Raw genomic sequence first — 20,697 nt, 5'->3', positions numbered from 1 at the left:
CAACACGCCTGCAGGAGCAGCCTTTGGCGGCTCCTGCAGTCTTCAGAGCCCGGTAATCAGAGCCCCGCAATCAAATCCCGATAATCCTCGACCGCCACAAACTCCCCGGTGTCCTTCGGCCCTTTGCGGCTGTCCGGCTCCTTCACGGCCAACAGATGCGCCACGCCGAAAGTCCGCGCACTGCGCAGGATCGGCAAGGTGTCGTCGATGAACAGGCTGCGCGCCGGGTCGAAGCCGATGTCGGCCTGCAACGCGTCCCAGAATTGTGGGTTCTCCTTGGGAAAACCGTAATCGTGGGAACTGATCAGCCGCTCGAAGTACGGCGCCAGTTCGATGCGTTCCAGTTTCAGCGACAGTGAATCGCGGTGGGCGTTGGTGATCATCACCACCCGTTTCCCGGCTCGCTTGATCGCCTCCAGAAAGGTGTCGGCATCCGGGCGCAAGGCGATCAGGTGGGCGGTTTCCAGTTTCAGCTCACGCACCGACAGCTTCAGTTCCGCGCTCCAGAAGTCCAGGCAGTACCACTGCAACTGACCGGCATGGCGCTCGAACAACGGCTGCAACTCCATGTCTGCCATGGCCCGGCTCACGCCATGCAGTTCGGCGTAGCGCTGCGGCAGGTGTTCCAGCCAGAAGTGGTTGTCGAAATGCAGGTCCAGCAGCGTGCCGTCCATGTCGAGCAGAACGGTGTCGATGTCGGACCAGGGTAATGAAGGCATGGCAACGTCTCGAGCGGTAGAAGGATATCCGACGCAAACAATCGGAAAAGCCGCGTTATAGTAGCGCGTTCACGTCAAGGAGCTTTGCATGCGCCAGAAACCCACCGTACTTGCCCGCGAGATCGTCGCCACCAGCCGGCTGTTCTGCGTCGAAGCGCTGAAGCTGCGTTTCTCCAACGGCGTGGAACGCACCTACGAGCGACTGGTCGGCAAGGGCGCCGGCTACGGCGCGGTGATGATCGTGGCGATGCTCGATGCCGAGCACGCGGTACTGGTCGAAGAATACTGCGGCGGCACCGACGAATATGAACTGTCGCTGCCCAAAGGCCTGATCGAACCCGGCGAAGATGTGCTGGCCGCCGCTGAACGCGAGCTCAAGGAAGAGGCCGGTTACGGCGCGCGACAATTGGAGCATCTGACCGAGTTGTCCTTGTCGCCCGGCTATATGAGCCAGAAAATCCAGGTGGTGCTGGCCACCGATCTGTACGAAGAACGCCTCGAAGGTGATGAACCCGAGCCGATGCGTGTGGACAAGGTCAATCTGCGAGAGCTGTCGGCGTTGGCGCAGCATCCGAATTTCAGTGAGGGTCGCGCCCTGGCGGCGCTGTACCTGACCCGCGATCTGCTGACCCAGCGCGGATTTTTCAGTCATGAGTGAGATATCGATGAATTTTCCCCATCCGTTGATGGCGCCTGTCGTTGAGTTGGCCCTGCGGGCCGGTGAGGCGATCCTGCCGTTCTGGCGTGCCGGTGTGGCCGTCACCGCCAAGTCCGATGATTCGCCGGTGACGGCGGCGGACATGGCCGCTCACCATGTGATCGTGGCAGGCCTGAAGGCGCTGGATCCGAGCATTCCGGTGTTGTCCGAAGAGGACGCCAATATTCCGCAAAGCGTGCGCGCGGGCTGGCAGCGCTGGTGGCTGGTCGATCCTTTGGATGGCACCAAGGAGTTCATCAGCGGCAGTGAAGAATTCACCGTCAACATCGCGCTGATCGAGAGCGGCCGGGTGGTGTTCGGTGTGGTGTCGATGCCGACCAACGGGCGCTTTTACGTCGGCGGCGCGGGGCTCGGTGCCTGGCGCGGCGACACGGGCGGCACACCGGTGGCGATTCAGGTGCGTGACGTGCCGGGGCCTGGAGACGCGTTCACCGTGGTCGCCAGCCGTCGACATTCGAGCCCGGAACAGGAACGTCTGCTGGCCGGTTTGAGCGCCAGCCTTGGCGAGTTGCAACTGGCCAATATCGGCAGTTCGCTGAAGTTCTGTCTGCTGGCCGAAGGTGCGGCCGACTGTTACCCGCGTCTGGCGCCGACTTCGCAGTGGGACACGGCGGCGGCGCAGGGTGTTCTGGAAGGCGCCGGCGGCGAAGTGCTGGACTTGAGTGGCGAAGCGTTCTGTTATCCGCCCCGGGAGTCGTTGTTGAACGGCTTCTTCCTGGCATTGCCGGCAAAAGCCGCGTGGCGGACGAAGCTGCTGGAGCTCGCCCGCTCTTAAGCTCGCTCAGTCTTCAGCGGTGCAGGACGTACTGCCCGCTGAACGTCGCCGCATCTTCATCACTCCCGGTATTGACGACCCGCGTATGCAGCGTCAGCCGCGCCCGTCCGTATCGCTGATACATCGTCAGAAACTTCTTCCACTGCGCTGCGCTCGGTGACGGGCAAATCGCAATGGCATCACCGGTCACCGGCAGTGGATAACTGATCTGCCCCTCCTGGATCACGATGTGGCCGTCGGTGATGCCTTCTTCCTTCAATCGCAGATGCAGCCAGCCCCAACCGGCCAGTACCGCGCCGCAATACAGGCTGCCGCCGAACATGGTGCTCTTGTGATTGACGTTGGCGTCCAGCGGCAGGTGCAGGCGCAGTTGCTGTTCCTGCCAGTCGAGCACCTTGAGGCCCATGTCCCGGGTCAGCGGAATGTCGTGGTGAAGGACCGATTCCAGATAACGACTGTCGTGCTTCATGCCCGGACCTCTTGCGGCAGAAAAGTGAATTGAGCGTGTTTCATTCGGACTCGTCCGAGTGGCCGCCGCTGCCAGCGAAATTCAGCCCGTGCTTGCGCAGTTTGTCATGCAAAGTTTTGCGCGGAATGCCCAGGGCTTCGGCGAGACTGCGCACGGAGCTGTGAGAGCGGGCCAGTTCGGCGGCGATCAGGGATTTTTCGAAGTTTTCCACTTGCTCGCTGAGCCCTCCTGCCGTGATCTCGACGGTGGTGCCGGGGCTGCCATCGGGCTGCGTGTTGTCCAGGGCCAGTTCCAGGCCGAGGGCAAAACGCTCTGCCGCGTTCTGCAATTCCCGCACGTTGCCCGGCCATGAATGCCGCAGCAGCAAGGCCCGTTGCGCCGGTTGCAGTTCATGCGGTGGCAGGCCGTGGCGGGCGCTGGCTTCATTGGCGTAATGCTGGAACAGCATCAACGCGTCTTCGCCCCGTTCGCGCAGTGGCGGAATACGCAGCGGCGCGACATTGAGTCGGTAATACAGGTCCGCCCGGAAGCGTCCCTGATCGGCGGCCTGGCGCAGGTCTTCCTTGGTGGCGGCGATGACGCGGATGTCCAAGGGGATCAACTGATTGCCGCCCAGGCGTTCGACCACCCGCTCCTGCAGCATGCGCAGCAGCTTGACCTGAACATCCATGCTCATGCTCTCGATTTCATCGAGAAACAGCGTGCCGCCGTTGGCAAATTCGAACTTGCCGATCCGGCGCTTTTGCGCGCCAGTGAAGGCGCCGGGCTCATGGCCGAACAATTCGCTTTCGACCACCGACTCGGCCAGCGCCCCGGCGTTGATCGCCACGAACGGGCCGTTACGCCGACTCGACAGGTCATGCAGGGCGCGGGCGACGACTTCCTTGCCAGCACCGGTTTCGCCGAGGATCAAGACATCGGCCTTGGTCGCCGCCAGTGCGCCGATCTGTTCGCGCAGGCGCGCCATCGGTGCGGACTGACCGACCAGCCGCGCGCTCAACTCGTTGCGATCACTCAGGGCCATGCGCAGGCTGCGGTTGTCCAGCACCAGGCGCCGCAGGGCCAAGGCGCGGCGCACGCTGTCGAGCAGGGCGTCACTGGCGAACGGTTTTTCCAGAAAGTCGTAGGCACCCGCGCGCATGGCTTGTACGGCCAGCGGTACATCGCCGTGACCGGTGATCAGCAGCACCGGCAGTTCCGGATCCTGAGCATGCAGTTCGCTCAGCAGTTCAAGGCCATCCATGCCGGGCATGCGGATGTCGCTGACCACAACGCCCGGCCAGTCGCGTTCCAGTTGCGCGGCCAGGCCCTTGGCCTCGGACAGCGGAAGAATTTTCAGGCCGGCCAGATCCAGGGTCTGGCCGAGGGCCTGACGCAGGTGCGGATCGTCGTCGATCAGCACCACCTGAATGCGGTTGTCGATGGTCATGCGCTTCGATCCTCGGACGGTTGCAGGCTGACCCCGGGCGCGCCGGCGCGCAGCCGCAGGGTGATCAGGGCGCCACCTTGCTTGTGGTTGGCGAACGACAGTTCACCGCCGAAGGCGCGCATCAGGGTTTCGCAGATGGCCAACCCCAGACCGAGACCCTGGGTGCGGGTCTTGGTGGTGTAAAACGGTTCGCTGGCGCGGCCCAGGGCTTCCATGCAGAAACCCGGGCCATTGTCGCGAATGTACAGGTTGACGCCTTCGTCGGTGGATTCGGCACTCAGCCACAATTTGCGCGGCGGGCCTTTTTCCGTCAGGGCGTCGAGGGCGTTGGCCAGCAGGTTGCCCAGCACCTGGCGCAGACGGGTTTCCCCGGCCTCGACCCACAGGGTGGCGGCCGGCAGGTCGCGGATCAGTTCGACATCCATGCTGCGGCGACGTTTGGCCAGTAACGCCAGGGCGTCGTCCAGCGCCGGTTGCAGAGCGACGCTTTCCGGGGCGTGGCGGTCGCGGCGGGCAAAGGCGCGCAGGTGGGCGATGATCGACGCCATGCGCCCGGTCAGTTCGCTGATCAGCTTGAGGTTGCCTCGGGCGTCTTCAGTGCGCTCATGGTCGAGCAGCACCTCGGCGTTCTCGGCGTAGCTGCGGATCGCCGCCAGCGGCTGGTTGAGTTCGTGGCTGATACTCGCCGACATCGTCCCCAGCGCTGACAGTTTGCCGGCCTGGACCAGATCGTCCTGGGCCCGCACCAGCTCCTGCTGGGCCTGCTCGCGCTCGAGCACCTCCTGCTTCAGGCGCCGGTTCAGGCCTTCGAGATCGCTGGTGCGCTCGGCAACTCGGCCTTCGAGTTCCCGCCGGGCCTTGGCTTCAAAGGCGATCCGTTCCAGGTAATGACGACGACGCTGCATCATCAGGCCCAACAACAGCATCACCACCAGCAAGGTGGCGCCGCCGATCGCCACCACCGTGCGCACCGGTCGGTCGATCAAGGTGCGCGGGGCGAGAATGCTGACGCTCCAGCCGGTTTCCGCGATCTCCTGGGTTTGCGGCAGCCATGCGGTCGGGCTCAGGTTCAAGGGGCGTGGCTCGCGGGTCGGGTAGGGCTGGATCGCGGTAATCGCCGCGCGTTCGGCGTCACTCAGGGGGCGAGTCGCGCGAAAGCGCCATTCCGGGCGCGAGGTAAGGATGACCACGCCGTTGTGGTCGGTCACCAGCAGTTGTTCCGGGGTTTTGCCCCACAGGCTTTCGGTGTGGTCCAGATCAACCTTGATCACCAGCACGCCGATGATTTTTTCGCCGCTGCGTACGGCCGCAGCGAAAAAGTAGCCGCGCTTGGCAGAGGTAGTACCCAGACCGAAAAAACGCCCGAGACGGCCGGCCATGGCCTCGCTGAAGTACGGCCGGAATGAGAAGTTGCGGCCGACGAAGCTGTCGTGTTTGTCCCAGTTCGACGCCGCGAGCGTCTGGCCGCTGGTGTCCATCAGGTACATGACTTCGGCGCCGGTCTGCGCGGCGATGTTCTTCAACAGGCGGTTGGCGTTGCCCTGGGTTACGCCGTCGTCCGGCGCCCCGAGTACTGCGCGCAGCGCTGGCAGGTCGCCGAGGATTTGCGGCAGCACTTCATAGCGATGCAGCGTGCCCAGCAGGTTGGCGACGTAGAGGTCGAGGGTCTGACGGTTCTGTCCGGCCAGTTCGCTGCGGTAATAGCGCTCGGCCAGGTGTTCCAGCGGCCACAGCAACGGGGCCAGGCACAGGGCCAGCAGGGCGAGGCTGCGCCAGCGGGGGCGGCGGGGAAGGGGTGGAGTCATGAGCATCGAGCGCCTGTGGGTACAGGCGCATTATGCCTAGGCTTGCCGACGCAGTCTGCGCACCCGTGGCCGGGTGTGCAGCGGCGCTGAAGATTCACACAGGATTTTCAGGAAAAGACGTCGGCGTCCTTCAGAAGGGCGGCTGCCTGATCCTTGGCCGACAGTTTTGGCGCTTTGTCCAGCTGCCAGTCGATGCCCAGATCCGGATCGTCCCAGCGAATGCTGCGTTCGGACGACGGGTTGTAATAGTCAGTGGTCTTGTAGAGGAATTCGGCGAATTCGCTCAGTACCACAAAACCGTGGGCGAAACCTTCCGGTACCCACAATTGGCGATGGTTTTCGGCAGACAGGCGCACGGCGACCCATTTACCGAAATGCGCCGAGCTGCGACGGATATCCACGGCGACATCGAGGACTTCGCCAGCCGTAACGCGGACCAGTTTGCCCTGGGTGTTTTCCAGCTGGTAATGCAGCCCGCGCAGCACGCCTTTCTGCGAGCGCGAATGGTTGTCCTGCACAAACTGCGTGTCGAGACCGGTCGCGTCCTGAAAGGCCTTGGCATTGAAACTTTCGTAAAAGAACCCGCGCTCGTCACCAAACACCTTGGGTTCGATGATCAGGACACCAGGCAGGTCGGTGGTGATTACATTCATGGAGGTTTTCCAGTGGCAGGTTGTGAATGGCCCGACATTCTTGCGCAAAGTGCCGGTGTGCGCGAGAGGGGCTTGCAAATCCGCCTGCCTCGCAGGGCACCGGGAGACGGATGGTCGGGGGTTGCTTATCGCCCGAAGCAATGGCGATATAGGCGCCTAATAAAATTTCAGGGGTCGTTCCATGTCGTTCGCCACGTTGATTCATCGCGCCAGTTTGCCCAGCCCTCAGGTTTCGGTGGAGCAGGCCCGGCATCTGCTGGCGCAGCATTACGGACTGAACGGCACGTTGCAGGCCCTGGGCAGCCAGCAGGACCTCAATTACCGGGTCGACAGCGAGCGAGGGCGGTTCGTGTTGAAGATCTGCCGGGGCGACTATTCGCTGGTTGAACTGCAGGCCCAGCATGCGGGCCTGAAATACCTGGCCGAGCACGGCGCGGTAAAGGTGCCTCGGGTGATCGCGGCCAGTAACGGCACTGACCTGCTGACCCTGGACGTCGGTGGAGAGTCGGTGCACGTGCGACTGCTCGATTACATCGAAGGCCAGCCGCTGACGGCGCTCGATCACCTTGGCCACGACGTTGTCGCCGGGTTCGGCCGGCTCTGCGGCGAAATGGATCTGGCCCTGGCCGGGTTCGACCATCCGGGGCTCGAGCGCACGTTGCAATGGGACGCGCGTCACGCCAGCGCCCTGATCGAGCACCTGCTGCCGGTCATCGAAGACGAACGCCAGCGCACGCTGATCGCCGAGGTCGCCGAACAGGCCAGACTTCGTTTGCAGCCGCTGGTGGAGAAGCTGCCGGTGCAGGCGATCCACATGGACATCACCGACGACAACGTGGTCTGGCAGCGCAACGACCGGCGGCACTGGCAGTTGCAGGGTGTTATCGATTTCGGCGATCTGGTGCGTACCTGGCGCATTACCGACCTGTCGGTCACCTGCGCCGCGCTGCTGCATCACGCCGCAGGCGATCCGTTCGTGATTCTGCCGGCGGTGCAGGCCTATCACGCGGTCAATCCGCTGCAACACGAAGAACTGCTGGCACTGTGGCCGCTGATCGTGGCGCGGGCCGCGGTGCTGGTGCTCAGTGGCGAGCAACAGGTCAGCATTGATCCGGGCAATACCTACAGCCGCGATAACCTGACCCACGAATGGGAAATCTTCCGGGTCGCCACGTCGGTGCCGCTGGCATTGATGGAGGCGGCGATTCTCACGGCGGTGGGGCAGACATTACCGGCCATCGACAGTGAAGGTTTTGCGCCGTTGTTGCCCGGTCTGGTCGGGCGCGAATTCGCGTTGATCGATCTGGGTGTGTTGAGCGCACACTTCGAGGCGGGCAACTGGGAGCAGCCAGGCATCGATCAGCGCCTGTTGAGCGAGGCCGCCGCTATCCACGGTCTGGCGGCCAGCCGATACGGGCAATACCGATTGTCGCGCACCCGGCCTGACAGCGCCGATGAACCAGAGACGTTCCCGCTGCACGTCGAATTGCATGTCCCCCAGGGTTCGACGGTGGAGGCACCGTTCGCGGGCGTGCTGCACTTTTCAGCCGACGGCGCGCTGCGACTCGAGGGTCCGCAACTGAGCTTGCTCCTGTGGGGCGTTGAACCTTCCCTGCACGGCGGCGCTGCGCTGGTCAAAGGCCAGGTGTTGGGGTCGGTGGACGGCCCGTTGATCGTGCAGTTGATTCGTGGCGCACAGCTTGAAGCACCGCTGTTCTGCACGCCGACCCGCGCGGCGGCATGGCAGGCGTTGTCCCCCTCGTCGGCAGCGCTGCTAGGCCTGGCCTGTGACGCCGAACCCGAACTGGACGCAGCAACCCTGCTGGCGCGTCGCGACGCCAGTTTCGCCCGTACCCAGAAGCACTATTACGTCGACCCGCCGCGCATCGAGCGCGGCTGGCGCAATCACTTGATCGACATGCAGGGCCGCTCCTACCTCGACATGCTCAACAACGTCGCGGTGCTCGGCCACGGTCACCCGCGCATGGCGGCGGTGGCGAGCCGGCAGTGGTCGCTGCTCAACACCAACTCGCGATTCAACTATGCCGCCGTTGCCGAGTTTTCCGAACGTTTGCTGAAACTGGCGCCGGAGGGCATGGATCGGGTGTTCCTGGTCAACAGCGGCAGCGAGGCCAACGATCTGGCGATTCGCCTGGCGTGGGCCGCCAGCGGTGGGCGCGACATGATCAGCGTGCTGGAGGCCTATCACGGCTGGACAGTCGGCGCGGACGCAGTCTCGACCTCGATTGCCGATAACCCGCAAGCCCTGAGCAGTCGCCCGGACTGGGTGCACGCGGTGACTGCGCCGAACACTTATCGCGGCGAATTTCGCGGCGCGGATTCGGCGCTGGATTACGTGCGCAGCGTCGAACAGCATCTGGCGAAGCTCGATGAGCAGAAACGCCAGCTGGCGGGGTTCATCTGTGAGCCGGTCTACGGCAATGCGGGCGGGATTTCGCTGCCGCCGGGTTACCTGAAAAAAGTCTATGAAATGGTGCGCGCCCGTGGCGGCGTGTGCATCGCCGATGAGGTGCAGGTCGGTTACGGACGCATGGGCCATTTCTTCTGGGGGTTCGAAGAGCAAGGCGTGGTGCCGGACATCATCACCATGGCCAAAGGCATGGGCAACGGCCAGCCATTGGGCGCCGTGATCACTCGCCGGGAAATCGCCGAGGCGCTGGAGGCCGAGGGCTATTTCTTCTCGTCCGCCGGCGGCAGTCCGGTGAGCTGCCAGATCGGCATGGCGGTGCTCGATGTGATGGAAGAAGAAAAACTCTGGGAAAACGCCCAAGTGGTCGGCGCTCACTTCAAGGCCCGGCTGGAGGCACTCATCGATCAATATCCGCTGGTCGGTGCGGTGCACGGTTCCGGTTTCTATCTGGGGGTCGAGCTGATCCGCAATCGGGAAACCCTGGAACCGGCAACCGAGGAAACCACGCTGTTGTGCGATCGCCTGCGGGAGCTGGGGATTTTCATGCAGCCGACCGGCGATTACCTGAACGTCCTGAAGATCAAGCCGCCGATGGTCACTTCGCGCCAGAGCGTGGATTTCTTCGTCGACATGCTGGCGAAGGTGCTTGAAGAAGGGCTTTGAGGCGATATGGAACCGATAAATGCCGATTTGTATCGGTATTTATCGAGTTAAATTGAGAATGCTTTTTTATTTTGGCTTCTAAAGTCGATATTTATCGTTTATAAAGTCGCCATAGTCCGTCGTGCGTACCCTGTACGGCGCATTGAACAACCCTCGACGGTTCCCTGGAGTCCTGATCGACATGACCACATTGAAAAGCACACCACGCGCCGATGGCTTCTACATGCCGGCCGAATGGGCACCGCAAACCCAGACCTGGATGATCTGGCCCGAACGCCCGGACAACTGGCGTCTGGGCGGCAAACCGGCGCAGGCTGCCCACGCGGCGGTGGCGAAGGCCATCGCGCGTTTCGAACCGGTAACCGTAGCGGTCTCCGCCGGCCAGTACGAAAACGCTCGCGCTCGCCTCGACGTGCCGAATATCCGCGTGGTCGAGATGTCCAGCGATGACGCCTGGGTTCGCGACAGTGGCCCGACGTTCGTGATCAACAACAGCGGCGAAGTGCGCGGCGTGAACTGGGATTTCAACGCCTGGGGCGGCTTCGACGGCGGCCTGTATTCGCCGTGGAATCGCGACTCCCAGGTCGGCGGCAAGATCCTTGAGATCGAGCGCAGTCCGCGCTACCGCACCGAAGGCTTTGTGCTCGAAGGCGGCTCGATTCATGTCGATGGCGAAGGCACCCTGATCACCACCGAAGAATGCCTGCTCAACCGCAATCGCAACCCGCACCTGGGCCGCGCAGAAATCGAAGCGGTGCTCAGCGAAAACCTGTCGGTGGACAAGATCATCTGGCTGCCGGATGGCCTGTTCAACGACGAAACCGACGGCCATGTGGATAACTTCTGCTGCTATGTGCGTCCGGGCGAAGTGCTGCTGGCGTGGACCGACGATCCGCAGGATCCGAACTACCCGCGCTGCCAGGCCGCCATGAAAGTGCTGGAAAGCAGCACCGACGCCAAGGGCCGCCCGTTCACGGTGCACAAGATGCCGATTCCGGGGCCGCTGTTTGCCACCGAAGAAGAATGCGCGGGCGTGGACCCGGTGGACGGTACTCAGGAACGCAACCCGAGCGTGCGTCTGGCCGGTTCCTACGTGAACTTCTTGATCGTCAACGGCGGGATCATCGCGCCGAGCTTCGACGACCCGATGGACGCTCCGGCCCGGGAGATCCTGCAGAACCTGTTCCCGCAACACGAAGTGGTGATGGTGCCGGGGCGCGAACTGTTACTGGGGGGCGGCAATATTCACTGCCTTACCCAACAGCAACCCGCGCCGCACAAAGAGTGAGTGCGGATGTAACAGCTTGAGTTGATTGAAAAATCGACCGGGCAGTCATTGATTGCCCACGCTTGAAGAGAAACCCGCAGCCCGTCAGGACTGCGGGTTTCTTTATATCCGCCTGTCGGCCGTTTCCAGACATTGGCATAGCTCTTGTATCGATCATGGCGCACTAGGGAGGGGGGAGAACTTCAACAGTTCTGTCATAAACCTTGGATAACGTAGCCGCTCATGAACGGGGAGAGAGCGCTGAAATGAACGCCGAAGTGAACGTAATCAGCGAGCGGACGTTGCATCCCATGCCTGTCAACAGTGAGTCGCTCCAGATTGTCGCGCACTGGTTGAAGTCCAATGGAACGCGTCAGATCAGGGAACCTGATCCGCGCCGGATGATGATCGAGCGTTACCCCGCTGGCCTGTTCAGCGAGGCCGAACTGGAAGCACTCTGGGATGTGATGGAAGGATAAGAAGAACAAACAGGGATTGTAAAAAGCGCTGCCGGGATGGCAGCGCTTTTTTTATGGGCGCAGATCGGAAACGGTAGGTGCCAATGCCCACCAGGTTGACTGCCTGATCTGGAAGTGGCGGCAGCCGGTCTCGATTTGACCGATTGCCGAAACAGACTGAAAGCCATTCCGGCGTTTTTCCGTAACGACCGAGGGCCTAATGTGCCGACATCATTTTTCCCACCTTCCAGCCGGAGCATTCCCATGACCCTTCACTACATTTACGACCCGTTGTGCGGCTGGTGCTATGGCGCCAAACCGCTGGTGCACGCCGCACAGCAAGTGCTGCCGGTGATCGCCCACGCCGGCGGCATGATGACCGGTGCCAACCGCCAGAATGTTTCACCGCAACTGCGCAATTACGTGATGCCTCATGACCGGCGCATTGCCGAATACACGGGTCAGCCTTTTGGTGACGCCTATTTCGAAGGCCTGTTACGCGATCACACGGCGGTGTTTGATTCGGCACCGCCGATTGCCGCCGTGCTGGCAGCCGAAACAATCGATGGCCGTGGCCTGGAACTGCTGGGGCGTTTGCAGACTGCGCACTATGTCGAGGGACGCCGAATTGCCGACGAAAGTGTGCTTGTGGAATACGCGGTGAAGCAGGGCTACAACGCCGATATGTTCTTGAACGCCTTGCAGTCCGTCGACACCGAACAACACATAAAGAACAGCCGCGCCCTGTTGGCAAAACTGGGTGGGCAGGGTTTTCCAACTTTCGCACTGGAACAGGAGGGTCAATTCACATTGGTTGATATCGGGCCGTGGCTCGGCAAACCAGAAGCCTTCGCCCAATGGTTGAACGAGTCGTTTACACCTGCGCGTGGCACTGAAACCCTGCCGGTTTGTGGCCTCGATGGTTGCGCGTAATCCCGCATCAAAATCCCTGACTGCTGGCAAATCCGTGCACGAAGCCATCGCAAAATTTACTTTTTTTAGACGTTTTTCGCCTATTTAAAGACGATTCTTGAAATTGACACGTTGTTGAGGGCGCGGCTACGATTCGGCCCAACGCCTGTGGCTAACCGCCATGACACAAAATCAGGAGCAGGCCCGCCATGACAGTGTCTTGAGCGGGTCTTTTTGTTTCGGGGTGAATAAAAGAGTGCACCAAGCGCCGTTTCAGCCGTTCGACACAGCGCGTTTCAACCCGTAATAAGGAAAACAAAATGTTGAACAAGCGAATCAGTTTGATCGCACTGGGGATGTTGAGTGCCACTTCGGCCATGGCTAACGACCAGGCCGAGTCCAAGGGTTTTGTTGAAGACAGCAGCCTCAAAGTGCTGCTGCGCAATGCCTACATCAATCGTGACTACAAAGACGGTCGTCCAGATAAAGCCGAGTGGGGCCAGGCGGCCATCGGTACGTTCTCGTCCGGTTTCACCCAAGGCACCGTGGGGGTCGGTGTGGACGCTTTCGGTCTGTACGCGCTGCGTCTGGACGGTGGCGAAGGTCGTACCGGCGCGCAGGGTATCGACTTTTTCAAGCAGGGCGATCATCCGCCGGGCTCGAGCGATAAAGCCGCTCATGACCTGTCGAAGGGCGGTGCAGCCGTCAAATTTCGTATCTCCAACACCGTCCTGACTTACGGCGACCAGATGCCGGCCCTGCCGGTGCTGAACTACGACAACGTGCGTCTGCTGCCGGAAAGCTATACCGGTACCTTGATCACTTCCAAAGAGATCAAAGGTCTGGAGCTGAATGCCGGTCGCTTCACCGCCGAATCGCGCAAGAGCGCCGAAGGTCGTGACAGCGGTGGTCTGAAGTCGATCAACGTGTTGGGCGGCAGCTACCAGTTCACCGAACAGTTCAAGGCAGCGCTGTACGCTTCCGACGTCGAAGACGTGCTGAAGAAACAATACGTGAACGCCAACTACGTGTTCCCGATCGACAAGGATCAGTCCCTGACCCTGGACTTCAACGGTTACCGCACCAAGCTGGACAACTCCTATGTCCGCGAAAACGGTGTGACCGGCGATGACAACAAGATCTGGAGCCTGGCAGCGACCTTCGCCACTGGCCCGCACTCGTTCACCGTGGCGCACCAGCGTTCCACCGGCGACAGCAACCTGGGCTATGCCTATGGCGGCTACCAGAAAGAACAAGGTCGCGTGGGTGACGGTGGCAACACCATCTACCTGGCGAACTCCTACTGGTCCGACTTCAACGCTGAAGACGAGCGCAGCTGGCAGCTGGGTTACGGTCTGGACTTCACGGCGTTCGGCGTACCGGGTCTGAGCTACAACTTCGCGTACGTGCGTGGCGACAACATCACCACGTCCACCAGCGAAGGCGGCACTGAGCGTGAGATCTTCAACCAGTTCAAGTACGTCGTGCAAAGTGGCCCGGCCAAAGACCTGAGCATCAAGCTGCGCAGCTCGATCCTGCGTGTGTCGCAGAAATCCAGCGAGTACAACGTCAGCGGCAACGAATTGCGTGTGTTCGTGGATTATCCGATCAACATCTTCTGATGATCGATTGACCCGCGAAACGCGTCAGAAAAACCCCGACTGGTTCGGGGTTTTTTTTTGACGTTTTTCGCGAAAACAGCATAAAAACCCGTGTTTTTGTCATTTGAAATGCACTTTCAAGCCGTTTCAAATCGCGTTTCAAACAGGGCTTTAAATGCCTGAAATTCTTTCTCATGGACGCAAATTCTCCACCTAATAGATTAGGCCGCTCAATGCAGCGGAGAATTTGGTAATGATCGTTTTAACCAGAGAAGTGGGCGAATCGCTACGGCGCGACAAGTACGCCAATGTGCAGGGTGCTGACTTCAATCTCTACGGTCATTTCGCCGACTTCGTCAGACTGACCAAAAGTTGGGAAAACATGGAGCCTGACAGTTACTACGGTCAGGCCGAAGCCGGCATGCGTTACCGTCGTTACAGCGACTTTGAATACAACCCCAAGACTCGCGAACTCAAGCAACTGGAACATCGCGCGTACGTACAGTCCAAAGCCAACAACAGCTATGTGGGCGGCGTGGTGCGGCACTTCCAGGACTTCTCGGACGAAGTCATCAGCTCGCCGGTGATGCGCAGCCTGATCGACACCGATTTCGAAGTGTACAAAAGCGTGTTGCCGGAAGAGCTGCACGATGAAATCTGGCAGTGCCAGATCCATCAGATCCGCATCGAGATCAAGCCCGGCAAACAACTGGAAATTACGCCGGAAGGGATTCACTGCGACGGTTACCCGTTCAGCGGCGTGCACTTCTGGGGGCGCAACAATGTCGAGGGCGCCGAAAGCCGCCTGTACGACATTCACGAGCAGCAACTGGCGTCGACCACCTACCAGGAAATCCTCGACACCACCTACTTCCTCGACCGCGACATGCGTCACTACGTGACACCGGCACGCAACACTCACTCCCACGCCATGGCGTACCGGCAGATCCTGGCGATTTCCTTCTCGCGGCCCGGGACCGCTTTCGACATTGTTCGCTAATCAGATCACCCCAATCGACGGCCTCGAATGCTCGACGCCGGTGGTGCTGCGGCGCGCGACGGCCAAGGACGCGCAGCGCATGGAGCGCTTCTTCCGCCAGTTCGACGAAGTGTCGTTCTGTGAATGGCAGGACGCCAAATGCCTGCGCGGCGTGCTGATCCAGAAGACCACCACGGCCTATCTCGCCTTCGATGTGGAAGGCGAAATCGTCGGTGCGGTGCTGGGTGGCATGCTCGGCAGTCGCGGCACGATCAACCATCTGGCGGTCAGCCTGCGCTATCGCAGTCAGGGTGTGGGCCAGCGGCTGGTGGAAGCAGCGTCGGCCGACATGAAACGGGTCGGTGTGCTGCGGATGTTTCTGTTCGTCGACGATGCTAACCTCGCGGGCAAGCGTTTCTGGACGGCCCAGGGTTTTTGCGAACCTCACGGCGAGCGGACATTTGAGAGGGATCTATGAATGAAACATCCGGCAGTGCGCCGCTGATGGTCGACCGTCAGCCATCGCGCACCTTTGCCGAAGCCAGCCCGGTGGTGGCTGGTTACTTCACCGTGTCGTTCGTGTTCGGGCTGATGGCGGTCAATGCCGGGTTGCCGCTGTGGCTGCCGGTGGCGATGTGTCTGTTCGTGTATGCCGGCGCTTCGCAGTTTGCGGCGCTGGCGCTGATCAGCAGCGGTGCGTCACTGACCACCATCGTGCTGACCACGTTTCTGATCAATGCGCGGCACATGCTGATGTCGGTCTACATGGCGAAGGCCCTGCGGGCGCTGGGCCTGAGCCGCATGGAGCGCTGGTGCTACGCCGGCGGCCTGACCGATGAATCGTTCGCCTTCCACAGCGTCAAACTGGGCACCGGGGCACCGGTGAACATCCGATATCTGATCGGCTTCAACCTGTTTTGCCACACCTCCTGGGTGATCGGCGGATTGCTCGGAGCCTTGTGTGCGCAGTACGCCTCGCACCTGATCAAATACCAGCTCGATTACGCGCTGACCGCGATGATGCTCTACGTGCTGGTCTCGTTGTGTAACACCCGCAACAAACTCATTGCTGCCCTGGCCGCGGTGGTTTGCATGGGCGCACTGAGCCTGGTGGGCAGCTCGCCATTCAACGTTTTCATCGCCACGTTTGTGGGCTGCGGAGTGGGTGTATGCCTGACCAAACGTTCCTGATCCTGGTGGTCGCGCTGATGATGGCCGTGACCTTCCTGCCACGGGCCCTGCCGCTGCAGGTCAATACCGAGCACTGGCCGCCCTTCGTCGCCCGCGCGCTGGAATACCTGCCGGTGGCGATCGTCGCTGCGATCAGCCTGACACCCTTGTTGATCAAGGATCAGCACATACAGCTCGATCGCCCGGAATTCTATGCAGCGATTCCGACGCTGTTATGTGCGTATTTCAGCAAAAACCTCTTTCTCAGTGTGGCGGTTGGGACGGCTGCGTACATTGCGCTCGGTTCGTTCATGTAGCGGCAGATCGACCACGTCGTTCAACGCCTGGCCGGACAGATCCGGGTTGTTCACCGCCAGGCGCACTTCGAGGAAATCCTCGAATCCCGGGAAAATCGTCAGGCCGTTCTTCTGCGCGGCCTCGCGGGAGACCATGCCGACCGCGTCCATCTGGGTGATGAGCGACAGGGTCAGCGTTTCGCTGCAGGAGTAGATCGTGCGCTGACTGTTCTCGTGATTGCCCAGCCCTGCGTCGAGAAAACGCAAAAAGCTGTGGGAATACGGGCAATCTTCTGCCGGACGCACCTGAAACTTGTTGCCGAGCAACGTCAGCGGATCATTCTCCTGACCGCAATGCGCGCCGACCACCTGCACCTGCACTTCCGGCAGGACAATGCTGGGCAAGCCCGGACGCTGCGGGCCGATCAGCACCGCCAGATCGAAGTCCTCGTTCTTCAGTTTGCTGAGGTTTTCCATCGACTCGGCGTAGCTGAATTCCATCTGGTAATCGGGAAACACCTCGATCAGGCGTCCGATCATTCGCCGGTTGAAGTCCGGCGCCAGCGTGGTGTTCAACGCCACTTTCAACGTGCGCTGTCCCGGCACCTTCAAGGCTTCGACTTTCTCTTCCATCTGCCGCGTGGCAATCAGCACTCTGTCCATATAGGGCGTCAGCTCCGTGCCTTGCGGCGTCAGCGTCAGTCCCTTGTTGGATCGTCTAAACAAGCGGAAACCGAACTGCTCTTCGACCTTGTTCAACTGTGCGGCCAGGGCCTGCACAGTCAGACACGAGTGCTCGGCTGCGGCCGACAACGAGCCGGTCTGCACGATGCGCATGAGGTTGCGTAAGGTTCTGCTATCCATGGGTAATGCCCTCTGAAGTGGGCTGGGTATTTTTGTGTATGTGACGGCCTGAACGGCGCCATTTGCCGGCTATATTCCTGTACCTGAGCATAGTTGTCGCGCAATTAGTAGCGAATTGATTCCCCCGCCGATGGCTGGAGGCTGACACAGGATCGGGGTTTTTGGTGACGTGGGGGTGATTGGGGTCAAAAAAAGTGCCCGACTCGAAGGAGTCGGGCACTTTTTTTGTGCGGTGGGGCTACAGCGGCTGGGACATTTTCGTACAGCCCTCTCGCGCTGTTCAGCGTTGATGCCGGAAGCCTCCTATTGAAAGACAAGAACGGGCTGATTTATTACCGCAGCACAAGTGGCTGAAATATCAGGCAGTTAATTTCGGGACATTTTCAGTCCGAGGCGATTGGATATCCAGGCAATGCCGGCATCCGCGAAGCTAGCGAGAGGATGTCAATGAGTGTGCCTGGGAGCAGGGCGTTACCTGAACAAAAGAACTGGAAGGATCTTGGTTTACCGGACATTCGGGACATTGATCCCGAGTTGCTGACTTCTGCGATCAGAGAACGTCCGGGTGCCGAGAGTCTGGAGGCTGCATGGGAGCAAGTTGCCAAAGGCTTCGGACTTCATGACGGCCTCAATTCAACAGTGATTGAGACACCCATTTGCCCAGTTCTGGTGAGGCGCGAGCACTTGTTGCACATTGTGGAAAAACGCCCGAATGCTCGAGAGCGCTTCACGGACTTCGCGCAAGATACCCTTAAAAAGCCGTTAGAGATCTGGAAGATTTCCTACGATGACGACTCTTTCCGACTGACATACATCGGTGTCTACAACACGAAATACCAGATGCTGGTCGTGATCCATATCGATCACGGCAACGTACTCTGGAACTTCATGAACTGTGACAAAAAGGGACTGAACAAGCATCGGCATGGAGAGCTGCTGTTCCAACGATACCGATGGCCCAAACAAAAAGGGCAGCCTTAACAGGCTGCCCTTCACGAAAAAGTTGCTTGATATTGTGCTCCCTCAAGCAGGGGAGAAGAGGTCTCACCCGAACGCTGATTTTCAGGTCATCAACGGGGTTCCTAACGCCGACTATCGCCACCTGATGGCAGTCGGTTTCGCGCTCTTGGGGCCGATTCTCGGCCACTGAATCTGATGTGTCAACCTACGACTTCAATGGGTAAGCGGTAGCGACATAGACGTATCAATTCATTACACCGCATTATAAATGAAGTACCCCACCCCTACTTTTTCCCCTCCCGGCACACGCCTAAATTGAGCTCCAACACCTGACCATCATCCCGAGGGCAGGTCACTGGAGTAGTCGTCATGCCATTTGTCAGCGTACGCATCACCCGCGACGGCGTTACCCGTGAGCAGAAAGCTCAGGTGATCGCCGAAATCACTGAAACCCTGGAACGCGTCCTCAATAAACGCCCGGACCTGACCCACATCGTGATCGAAGAAGTCGACACCGATAACTGGGGCTACGCCGGCATCACCACTACCGAATACCGCCGACAGCTGGCGGAACGGGGCCAGTCATGACCCCGACCGTGACCATCGATTTCGTCTCCGACGTGGTGTGCCCCTGGTGCGCACTCGGGGCGACGGCGCTGGAGCAGGCGATCGGCAATCTGGCCGGCGAGGTTTCGGTGGAGCTGACCTACAAGCCCTTCGAACTCAACCCGGACATGCCCGCCGAAGGCGAACCGGCCGTGCAGCACCTGATGCGCAAATACGGCCGCACCGCCGAAGACGTCGCCGCCGGCAAGAAGATGCAGATCGAACGCGGCAAGGGCATCGGTTTCGAGTTCGACCTGGAGAAACGCACGCACTTTCACAACACCTTCGATGCCCATCGCTTGCTGATGTGGGCAGCGCAGGAAGGGCGCCAGGTCGCGCTGAAAAAGATCCTGCTGCGCGCTTACTTCCGCGACGGTGACAACCCCAACGATCACCCGACGCTGATCCGTCTGGCGACCGAAGCGGGGCTGGATGCGGCGAGGGCCCGCAAGGTGCTGGCCAACGACGAATTTGCCAGCGAAGTGCGGCAACTGCAGGCGTTTTACCGGCAGCACGGGATCAACTCGGTGCCCGCGCTGATCCTGAACGGCAAGCACCTGGTCTCCGGTTCGCAATCGGTCGAGTACTACGAACAAATGCTGAGACAACTGGCTAGCGCCTGATTCAACACCCACTTATTGATTGAGGATTTCATCATGAGCAATTCGAAAAAAACCGTCGTCATCACTGGCGCCTCCCAAGGTCTGGGCGAAGGCATGGTCAAGGCCTTCCGTGAATTGGGCTACAACATCGTCGCCACCTCGCGCTCGATCAAACCGTCGAACGACCCGCAGATCCTGACCATCGCTGGCGACATCGGCGACCCTGCCACCGCTCAACGCGTGATCAGCGAAGGCGTTGCACGCTTCGGCCGCATCGACACCCTGGTCAACAACGCCGGCATCTTCGTCGCCAAACCGTTCACTGCCTACACCCCGGAAGATTACGCGGCGGTGCTGTCGGTCAACCTCAACGGCTTCTTCTACATCACCCAACTGGCCATCGCCGAGATGGAAAAACAAGGCAAGGGCCACGTGGTCAACATCACCACCAGCCTGGTCGACCACGCCATCGACGGCGTGCCCTCGGTCCTCGCTTCGCTGACCAAGGGCGGCCTCAACGCCGCCACCAAATCCCTGGCCATCGAATACGCCAAGCGCGGCATCCGGGTGAACGCGGTCTCGCCGGGCATCATCAAGACGCCGATGCACGGCGAGGAAACCCACGCGGCACTGGGCGCGCTGCATCCGGTTGGGCACATGGGCGAGATCGATGACATTGCGCAGGCGGTGGTGTATCTCGATAACGCGAAGTTTGTGACTGGCGAGATTCTGCATGTGGACGGTGGGCAGAGCGCTGGGCACTGATTGATGCGGAAACACAAAGCCCTTGCAGCGATGCGAGGGCTTTTTTGTGGGCGACGGTTTACGGATCTGGACTCAGCACTTTGACCGCGTCGTCGACCAGCGCCTTGCTCAACTCCTGCAAATATTGCGAGGCGCAGGCGTGGAGTTCCGGATCGTTGGCGGCAGAAGTATCTGACGTGAGCAGTTTGGAAATGTGCAGCAGATGGGAGGCGTGGGAGAGGGCGGTGGCGACCGGGACGCCGGGGGTGGTGCGGAAGAGTGCGTGGTTGGATTGAAAAGAGAAATGGGTGAGGCCGAGGGTTTTCAGATCGTGAGGGTTGGTCATGGCTTCACCTACCGTTGGCTGGTTGGTGGAAAGGGCAGACTTTGGACGGATCGATGCTAATCATTTGTGAAACTCCCTGTATCAAAGGAGCGCTGCCACTTCGTGGGGGTGTCAGAAATTTTGTGTTCGGGCATAACATGAGTAAGAGGTGCATGTATGCCAACCAAAAAGAAACCCGCGTTGCGAGAGCTGCCAAAAATCCCGAAAGAGCTGCTTGAGCAATTCACAGA

General features: G+C 60.4%; 22 protein-coding genes. 15 read left to right on the top strand and 7 right to left on the bottom strand.

What is annotated here, in order from left to right:
• Positions 1-56 precede the first annotated feature (56 nt).
• The gene (yrfG, locus tag L6D81_RS18235; protein ID WP_236181329.1) at positions 57-719 is read right to left on the bottom strand and encodes a GMP/IMP nucleotidase; all 663 of its coding nucleotides are present in this window, start codon (positions 717-719) and stop codon (positions 57-59) included.
• 88 nt (positions 720-807) lie between these two features.
• Between yrfG and nudE the strand changes: the two genes are divergently transcribed.
• Positions 808-1,377: an ADP compounds hydrolase NudE gene (nudE, locus tag L6D81_RS18230; RefSeq protein WP_236181328.1), complete on the top strand. Its 570-nt coding sequence runs from the start codon at positions 808-810 to the stop codon at positions 1,375-1,377.
• A gap of 1 nt (position 1,378) precedes the next feature.
• Complete coding sequence (cysQ, locus tag L6D81_RS18225) at positions 1,379-2,212, top strand: 3'(2'),5'-bisphosphate nucleotidase CysQ (RefSeq protein ID WP_236181424.1); 834 nt, start codon at positions 1,379-1,381, stop codon at positions 2,210-2,212.
• A 13-nt stretch (positions 2,213-2,225) separates the two neighbouring features.
• Here the strand turns inward: cysQ and L6D81_RS18220 are convergent, their stop codons facing one another.
• The 4 genes from L6D81_RS18220 to rfbC all read right to left on the bottom strand — a co-directional run bounded on the left by L6D81_RS18220 (position 2,226) and on the right by rfbC (position 6,568).
• A complete protein-coding gene (locus tag L6D81_RS18220) occupies positions 2,226-2,681 on the bottom strand; it encodes a thioesterase domain-containing protein (RefSeq protein WP_236181327.1) in 456 nt (151 codons plus the stop codon).
• A 40-nt stretch (positions 2,682-2,721) separates the two neighbouring features.
• Positions 2,722-4,110 carry a sigma-54-dependent transcriptional regulator gene (locus tag L6D81_RS18215; RefSeq protein ID WP_236181326.1) on the bottom strand — a complete coding sequence of 463 codons (1,389 nt, stop codon included), beginning with the start codon at positions 4,108-4,110 and terminating at the stop codon, positions 2,722-2,724.
• Entirely contained in the window at positions 4,107-5,915 is a 1,809-nt protein-coding gene (locus L6D81_RS18210) for a sensor histidine kinase (protein WP_236181325.1), read from the bottom strand. The genes L6D81_RS18215 and L6D81_RS18210 overlap by 4 nt, the downstream gene beginning before the upstream one ends.
• A gap of 107 nt (positions 5,916-6,022) precedes the next feature.
• Positions 6,023-6,568, bottom strand: coding sequence for a dTDP-4-dehydrorhamnose 3,5-epimerase (gene rfbC / locus L6D81_RS18205; protein ID WP_236181324.1), 546 nt, complete (start codon positions 6,566-6,568; stop codon positions 6,023-6,025).
• A gap of 181 nt (positions 6,569-6,749) precedes the next feature.
• Here rfbC and L6D81_RS18200 point away from each other — a divergent pair, with 181 nt between their 5' ends.
• From L6D81_RS18200 to L6D81_RS18160, 9 genes are all read left to right on the top strand, one after another.
• Positions 6,750-9,662, top strand: a complete 2,913-nt coding sequence (locus L6D81_RS18200; protein ID WP_236181323.1) for an aminotransferase — start codon at positions 6,750-6,752, stop codon at positions 9,660-9,662.
• Between the two features lie 181 nt (positions 9,663-9,843).
• Positions 9,844-10,950: an agmatine deiminase gene (gene aguA, locus L6D81_RS18195; RefSeq protein WP_236181322.1), complete on the top strand. Its 1,107-nt coding sequence runs from the start codon at positions 9,844-9,846 to the stop codon at positions 10,948-10,950.
• Positions 10,951-11,195: 245 nt separating this feature from the next.
• Entirely contained in the window at positions 11,196-11,408 is a 213-nt protein-coding gene (locus L6D81_RS18190) for a hypothetical protein (protein ID WP_236181321.1), read from the top strand.
• Between the two features lie 243 nt (positions 11,409-11,651).
• The gene (locus tag L6D81_RS18185; RefSeq protein ID WP_236181320.1) at positions 11,652-12,320 is read left to right on the top strand and encodes a DsbA family protein; all 669 of its coding nucleotides are present in this window, start codon (positions 11,652-11,654) and stop codon (positions 12,318-12,320) included.
• A gap of 299 nt (positions 12,321-12,619) precedes the next feature.
• The gene (locus L6D81_RS18180) at positions 12,620-13,921 is read left to right on the top strand and encodes an OprD family porin (protein ID WP_236181319.1); all 1,302 of its coding nucleotides are present in this window, start codon (positions 12,620-12,622) and stop codon (positions 13,919-13,921) included.
• A 232-nt stretch (positions 13,922-14,153) separates the two neighbouring features.
• Positions 14,154-14,900 carry a 2OG-Fe dioxygenase family protein gene (locus L6D81_RS18175; RefSeq protein ID WP_011331995.1) on the top strand — a complete coding sequence of 249 codons (747 nt, stop codon included), beginning with the start codon at positions 14,154-14,156 and terminating at the stop codon, positions 14,898-14,900.
• Positions 14,901-14,979: 79 nt separating this feature from the next.
• A complete protein-coding gene (locus L6D81_RS18170) occupies positions 14,980-15,357 on the top strand; it encodes a GNAT family N-acetyltransferase (RefSeq protein ID WP_007952618.1) in 378 nt (125 codons plus the stop codon).
• Positions 15,354-16,070 carry an AzlC family ABC transporter permease gene (locus L6D81_RS18165; RefSeq protein WP_085608636.1) on the top strand — a complete coding sequence of 239 codons (717 nt, stop codon included), beginning with the start codon at positions 15,354-15,356 and terminating at the stop codon, positions 16,068-16,070. The genes L6D81_RS18170 and L6D81_RS18165 overlap by 4 nt, the downstream gene beginning before the upstream one ends.
• Entirely contained in the window at positions 16,049-16,366 is a 318-nt protein-coding gene (locus L6D81_RS18160; RefSeq protein ID WP_007952614.1) for an AzlD domain-containing protein, read from the top strand. Before L6D81_RS18165 ends, L6D81_RS18160 begins: the two co-directional genes overlap by 22 nt.
• On the opposite strand, the gene L6D81_RS18155 is transcribed toward L6D81_RS18160, so the two are convergent.
• A complete protein-coding gene (locus L6D81_RS18155) occupies positions 16,283-17,209 on the bottom strand; it encodes a LysR family transcriptional regulator (protein ID WP_236181318.1) in 927 nt (308 codons plus the stop codon). The genes L6D81_RS18160 and L6D81_RS18155 overlap by 84 nt on opposite strands.
• 447 nt (positions 17,210-17,656) lie before the next feature.
• Here L6D81_RS18155 and L6D81_RS18150 point away from each other — a divergent pair, with 447 nt between their 5' ends.
• From L6D81_RS18150 to L6D81_RS18135, 4 genes are all read left to right on the top strand, one after another.
• The gene (locus L6D81_RS18150; protein WP_236181317.1) at positions 17,657-18,190 is read left to right on the top strand and encodes a PBECR2 nuclease fold domain-containing protein; all 534 of its coding nucleotides are present in this window, start codon (positions 17,657-17,659) and stop codon (positions 18,188-18,190) included.
• A gap of 348 nt (positions 18,191-18,538) precedes the next feature.
• Positions 18,539-18,757: a tautomerase family protein gene (locus tag L6D81_RS18145; RefSeq protein ID WP_007952610.1), complete on the top strand. Its 219-nt coding sequence runs from the start codon at positions 18,539-18,541 to the stop codon at positions 18,755-18,757.
• Positions 18,754-19,398 carry a DsbA family oxidoreductase gene (locus L6D81_RS18140; RefSeq protein ID WP_236181316.1) on the top strand — a complete coding sequence of 215 codons (645 nt, stop codon included), beginning with the start codon at positions 18,754-18,756 and terminating at the stop codon, positions 19,396-19,398. Before L6D81_RS18145 ends, L6D81_RS18140 begins: the two co-directional genes overlap by 4 nt.
• Before the next feature lie 33 nt (positions 19,399-19,431).
• Positions 19,432-20,142 carry an SDR family NAD(P)-dependent oxidoreductase gene (locus L6D81_RS18135; RefSeq protein ID WP_236181315.1) on the top strand — a complete coding sequence of 237 codons (711 nt, stop codon included), beginning with the start codon at positions 19,432-19,434 and terminating at the stop codon, positions 20,140-20,142.
• Positions 20,143-20,200: 58 nt separating this feature from the next.
• Here the strand turns inward: L6D81_RS18135 and L6D81_RS18130 are convergent, their stop codons facing one another.
• Complete coding sequence (locus tag L6D81_RS18130) at positions 20,201-20,467, bottom strand: DUF3077 domain-containing protein (RefSeq protein ID WP_064592784.1); 267 nt, start codon at positions 20,465-20,467, stop codon at positions 20,201-20,203.
• Positions 20,468-20,697 lie beyond the last annotated feature (230 nt).

Origin of the sequence: Pseudomonas sputi, from assembly GCF_021603585.1 — a bacterium.
Taxonomy (GTDB): Bacteria; Pseudomonadota; Gammaproteobacteria; order Pseudomonadales; family Pseudomonadaceae; genus Aquipseudomonas; species Aquipseudomonas sputi.
The sequence above is the reverse complement of the archived record's forward strand: the minus strand, read 5'-3'. Positions and strand labels throughout refer to the sequence as shown.

Coding starts and splice junctions, on each gene's coding strand:
- L6D81_RS18135 (WP_236181315.1), top strand. CDS start 19,432: ATGAGCAATTCGAAAAAAACCGTCGTCATCACTGGCGCCTCCCAAGGT.
- nudE (WP_236181328.1), top strand. CDS start 808: ATGCGCCAGAAACCCACCGTACTTGCCCGCGAGATCGTCGCCACCAGC.
- L6D81_RS18190 (WP_236181321.1), top strand. CDS start 11,196: ATGAACGCCGAAGTGAACGTAATCAGCGAGCGGACGTTGCATCCCATG.
- L6D81_RS18155 (WP_236181318.1), bottom strand. CDS start 17,209: ATGGATAGCAGAACCTTACGCAACCTCATGCGCATCGTGCAGACCGGC.
- L6D81_RS18170 (WP_007952618.1), top strand. CDS start 14,980: ATGGAGCGCTTCTTCCGCCAGTTCGACGAAGTGTCGTTCTGTGAATGG.
- L6D81_RS18160 (WP_007952614.1), top strand. CDS start 16,049: ATGCCTGACCAAACGTTCCTGATCCTGGTGGTCGCGCTGATGATGGCC.
- L6D81_RS18215 (WP_236181326.1), bottom strand. CDS start 4,110: ATGACCATCGACAACCGCATTCAGGTGGTGCTGATCGACGACGATCCG.
- aguA (WP_236181322.1), top strand. CDS start 9,844: ATGACCACATTGAAAAGCACACCACGCGCCGATGGCTTCTACATGCCG.
- L6D81_RS18150 (WP_236181317.1), top strand. CDS start 17,657: ATGAGTGTGCCTGGGAGCAGGGCGTTACCTGAACAAAAGAACTGGAAG.
- L6D81_RS18145 (WP_007952610.1), top strand. CDS start 18,539: ATGCCATTTGTCAGCGTACGCATCACCCGCGACGGCGTTACCCGTGAG.
- L6D81_RS18180 (WP_236181319.1), top strand. CDS start 12,620: ATGTTGAACAAGCGAATCAGTTTGATCGCACTGGGGATGTTGAGTGCC.
- L6D81_RS18130 (WP_064592784.1), bottom strand. CDS start 20,467: ATGACCAACCCTCACGATCTGAAAACCCTCGGCCTCACCCATTTCTCT.
- yrfG (WP_236181329.1), bottom strand. CDS start 719: ATGCCTTCATTACCCTGGTCCGACATCGACACCGTTCTGCTCGACATG.
- L6D81_RS18220 (WP_236181327.1), bottom strand. CDS start 2,681: ATGAAGCACGACAGTCGTTATCTGGAATCGGTCCTTCACCACGACATT.
- L6D81_RS18165 (WP_085608636.1), top strand. CDS start 15,354: ATGAATGAAACATCCGGCAGTGCGCCGCTGATGGTCGACCGTCAGCCA.
- L6D81_RS18210 (WP_236181325.1), bottom strand. CDS start 5,915: ATGACTCCACCCCTTCCCCGCCGCCCCCGCTGGCGCAGCCTCGCCCTG.
- rfbC (WP_236181324.1), bottom strand. CDS start 6,568: ATGAATGTAATCACCACCGACCTGCCTGGTGTCCTGATCATCGAACCC.
- L6D81_RS18175 (WP_011331995.1), top strand. CDS start 14,154: ATGATCGTTTTAACCAGAGAAGTGGGCGAATCGCTACGGCGCGACAAG.
- L6D81_RS18185 (WP_236181320.1), top strand. CDS start 11,652: ATGACCCTTCACTACATTTACGACCCGTTGTGCGGCTGGTGCTATGGC.
- L6D81_RS18140 (WP_236181316.1), top strand. CDS start 18,754: ATGACCCCGACCGTGACCATCGATTTCGTCTCCGACGTGGTGTGCCCC.
- L6D81_RS18200 (WP_236181323.1), top strand. CDS start 6,750: ATGTCGTTCGCCACGTTGATTCATCGCGCCAGTTTGCCCAGCCCTCAG.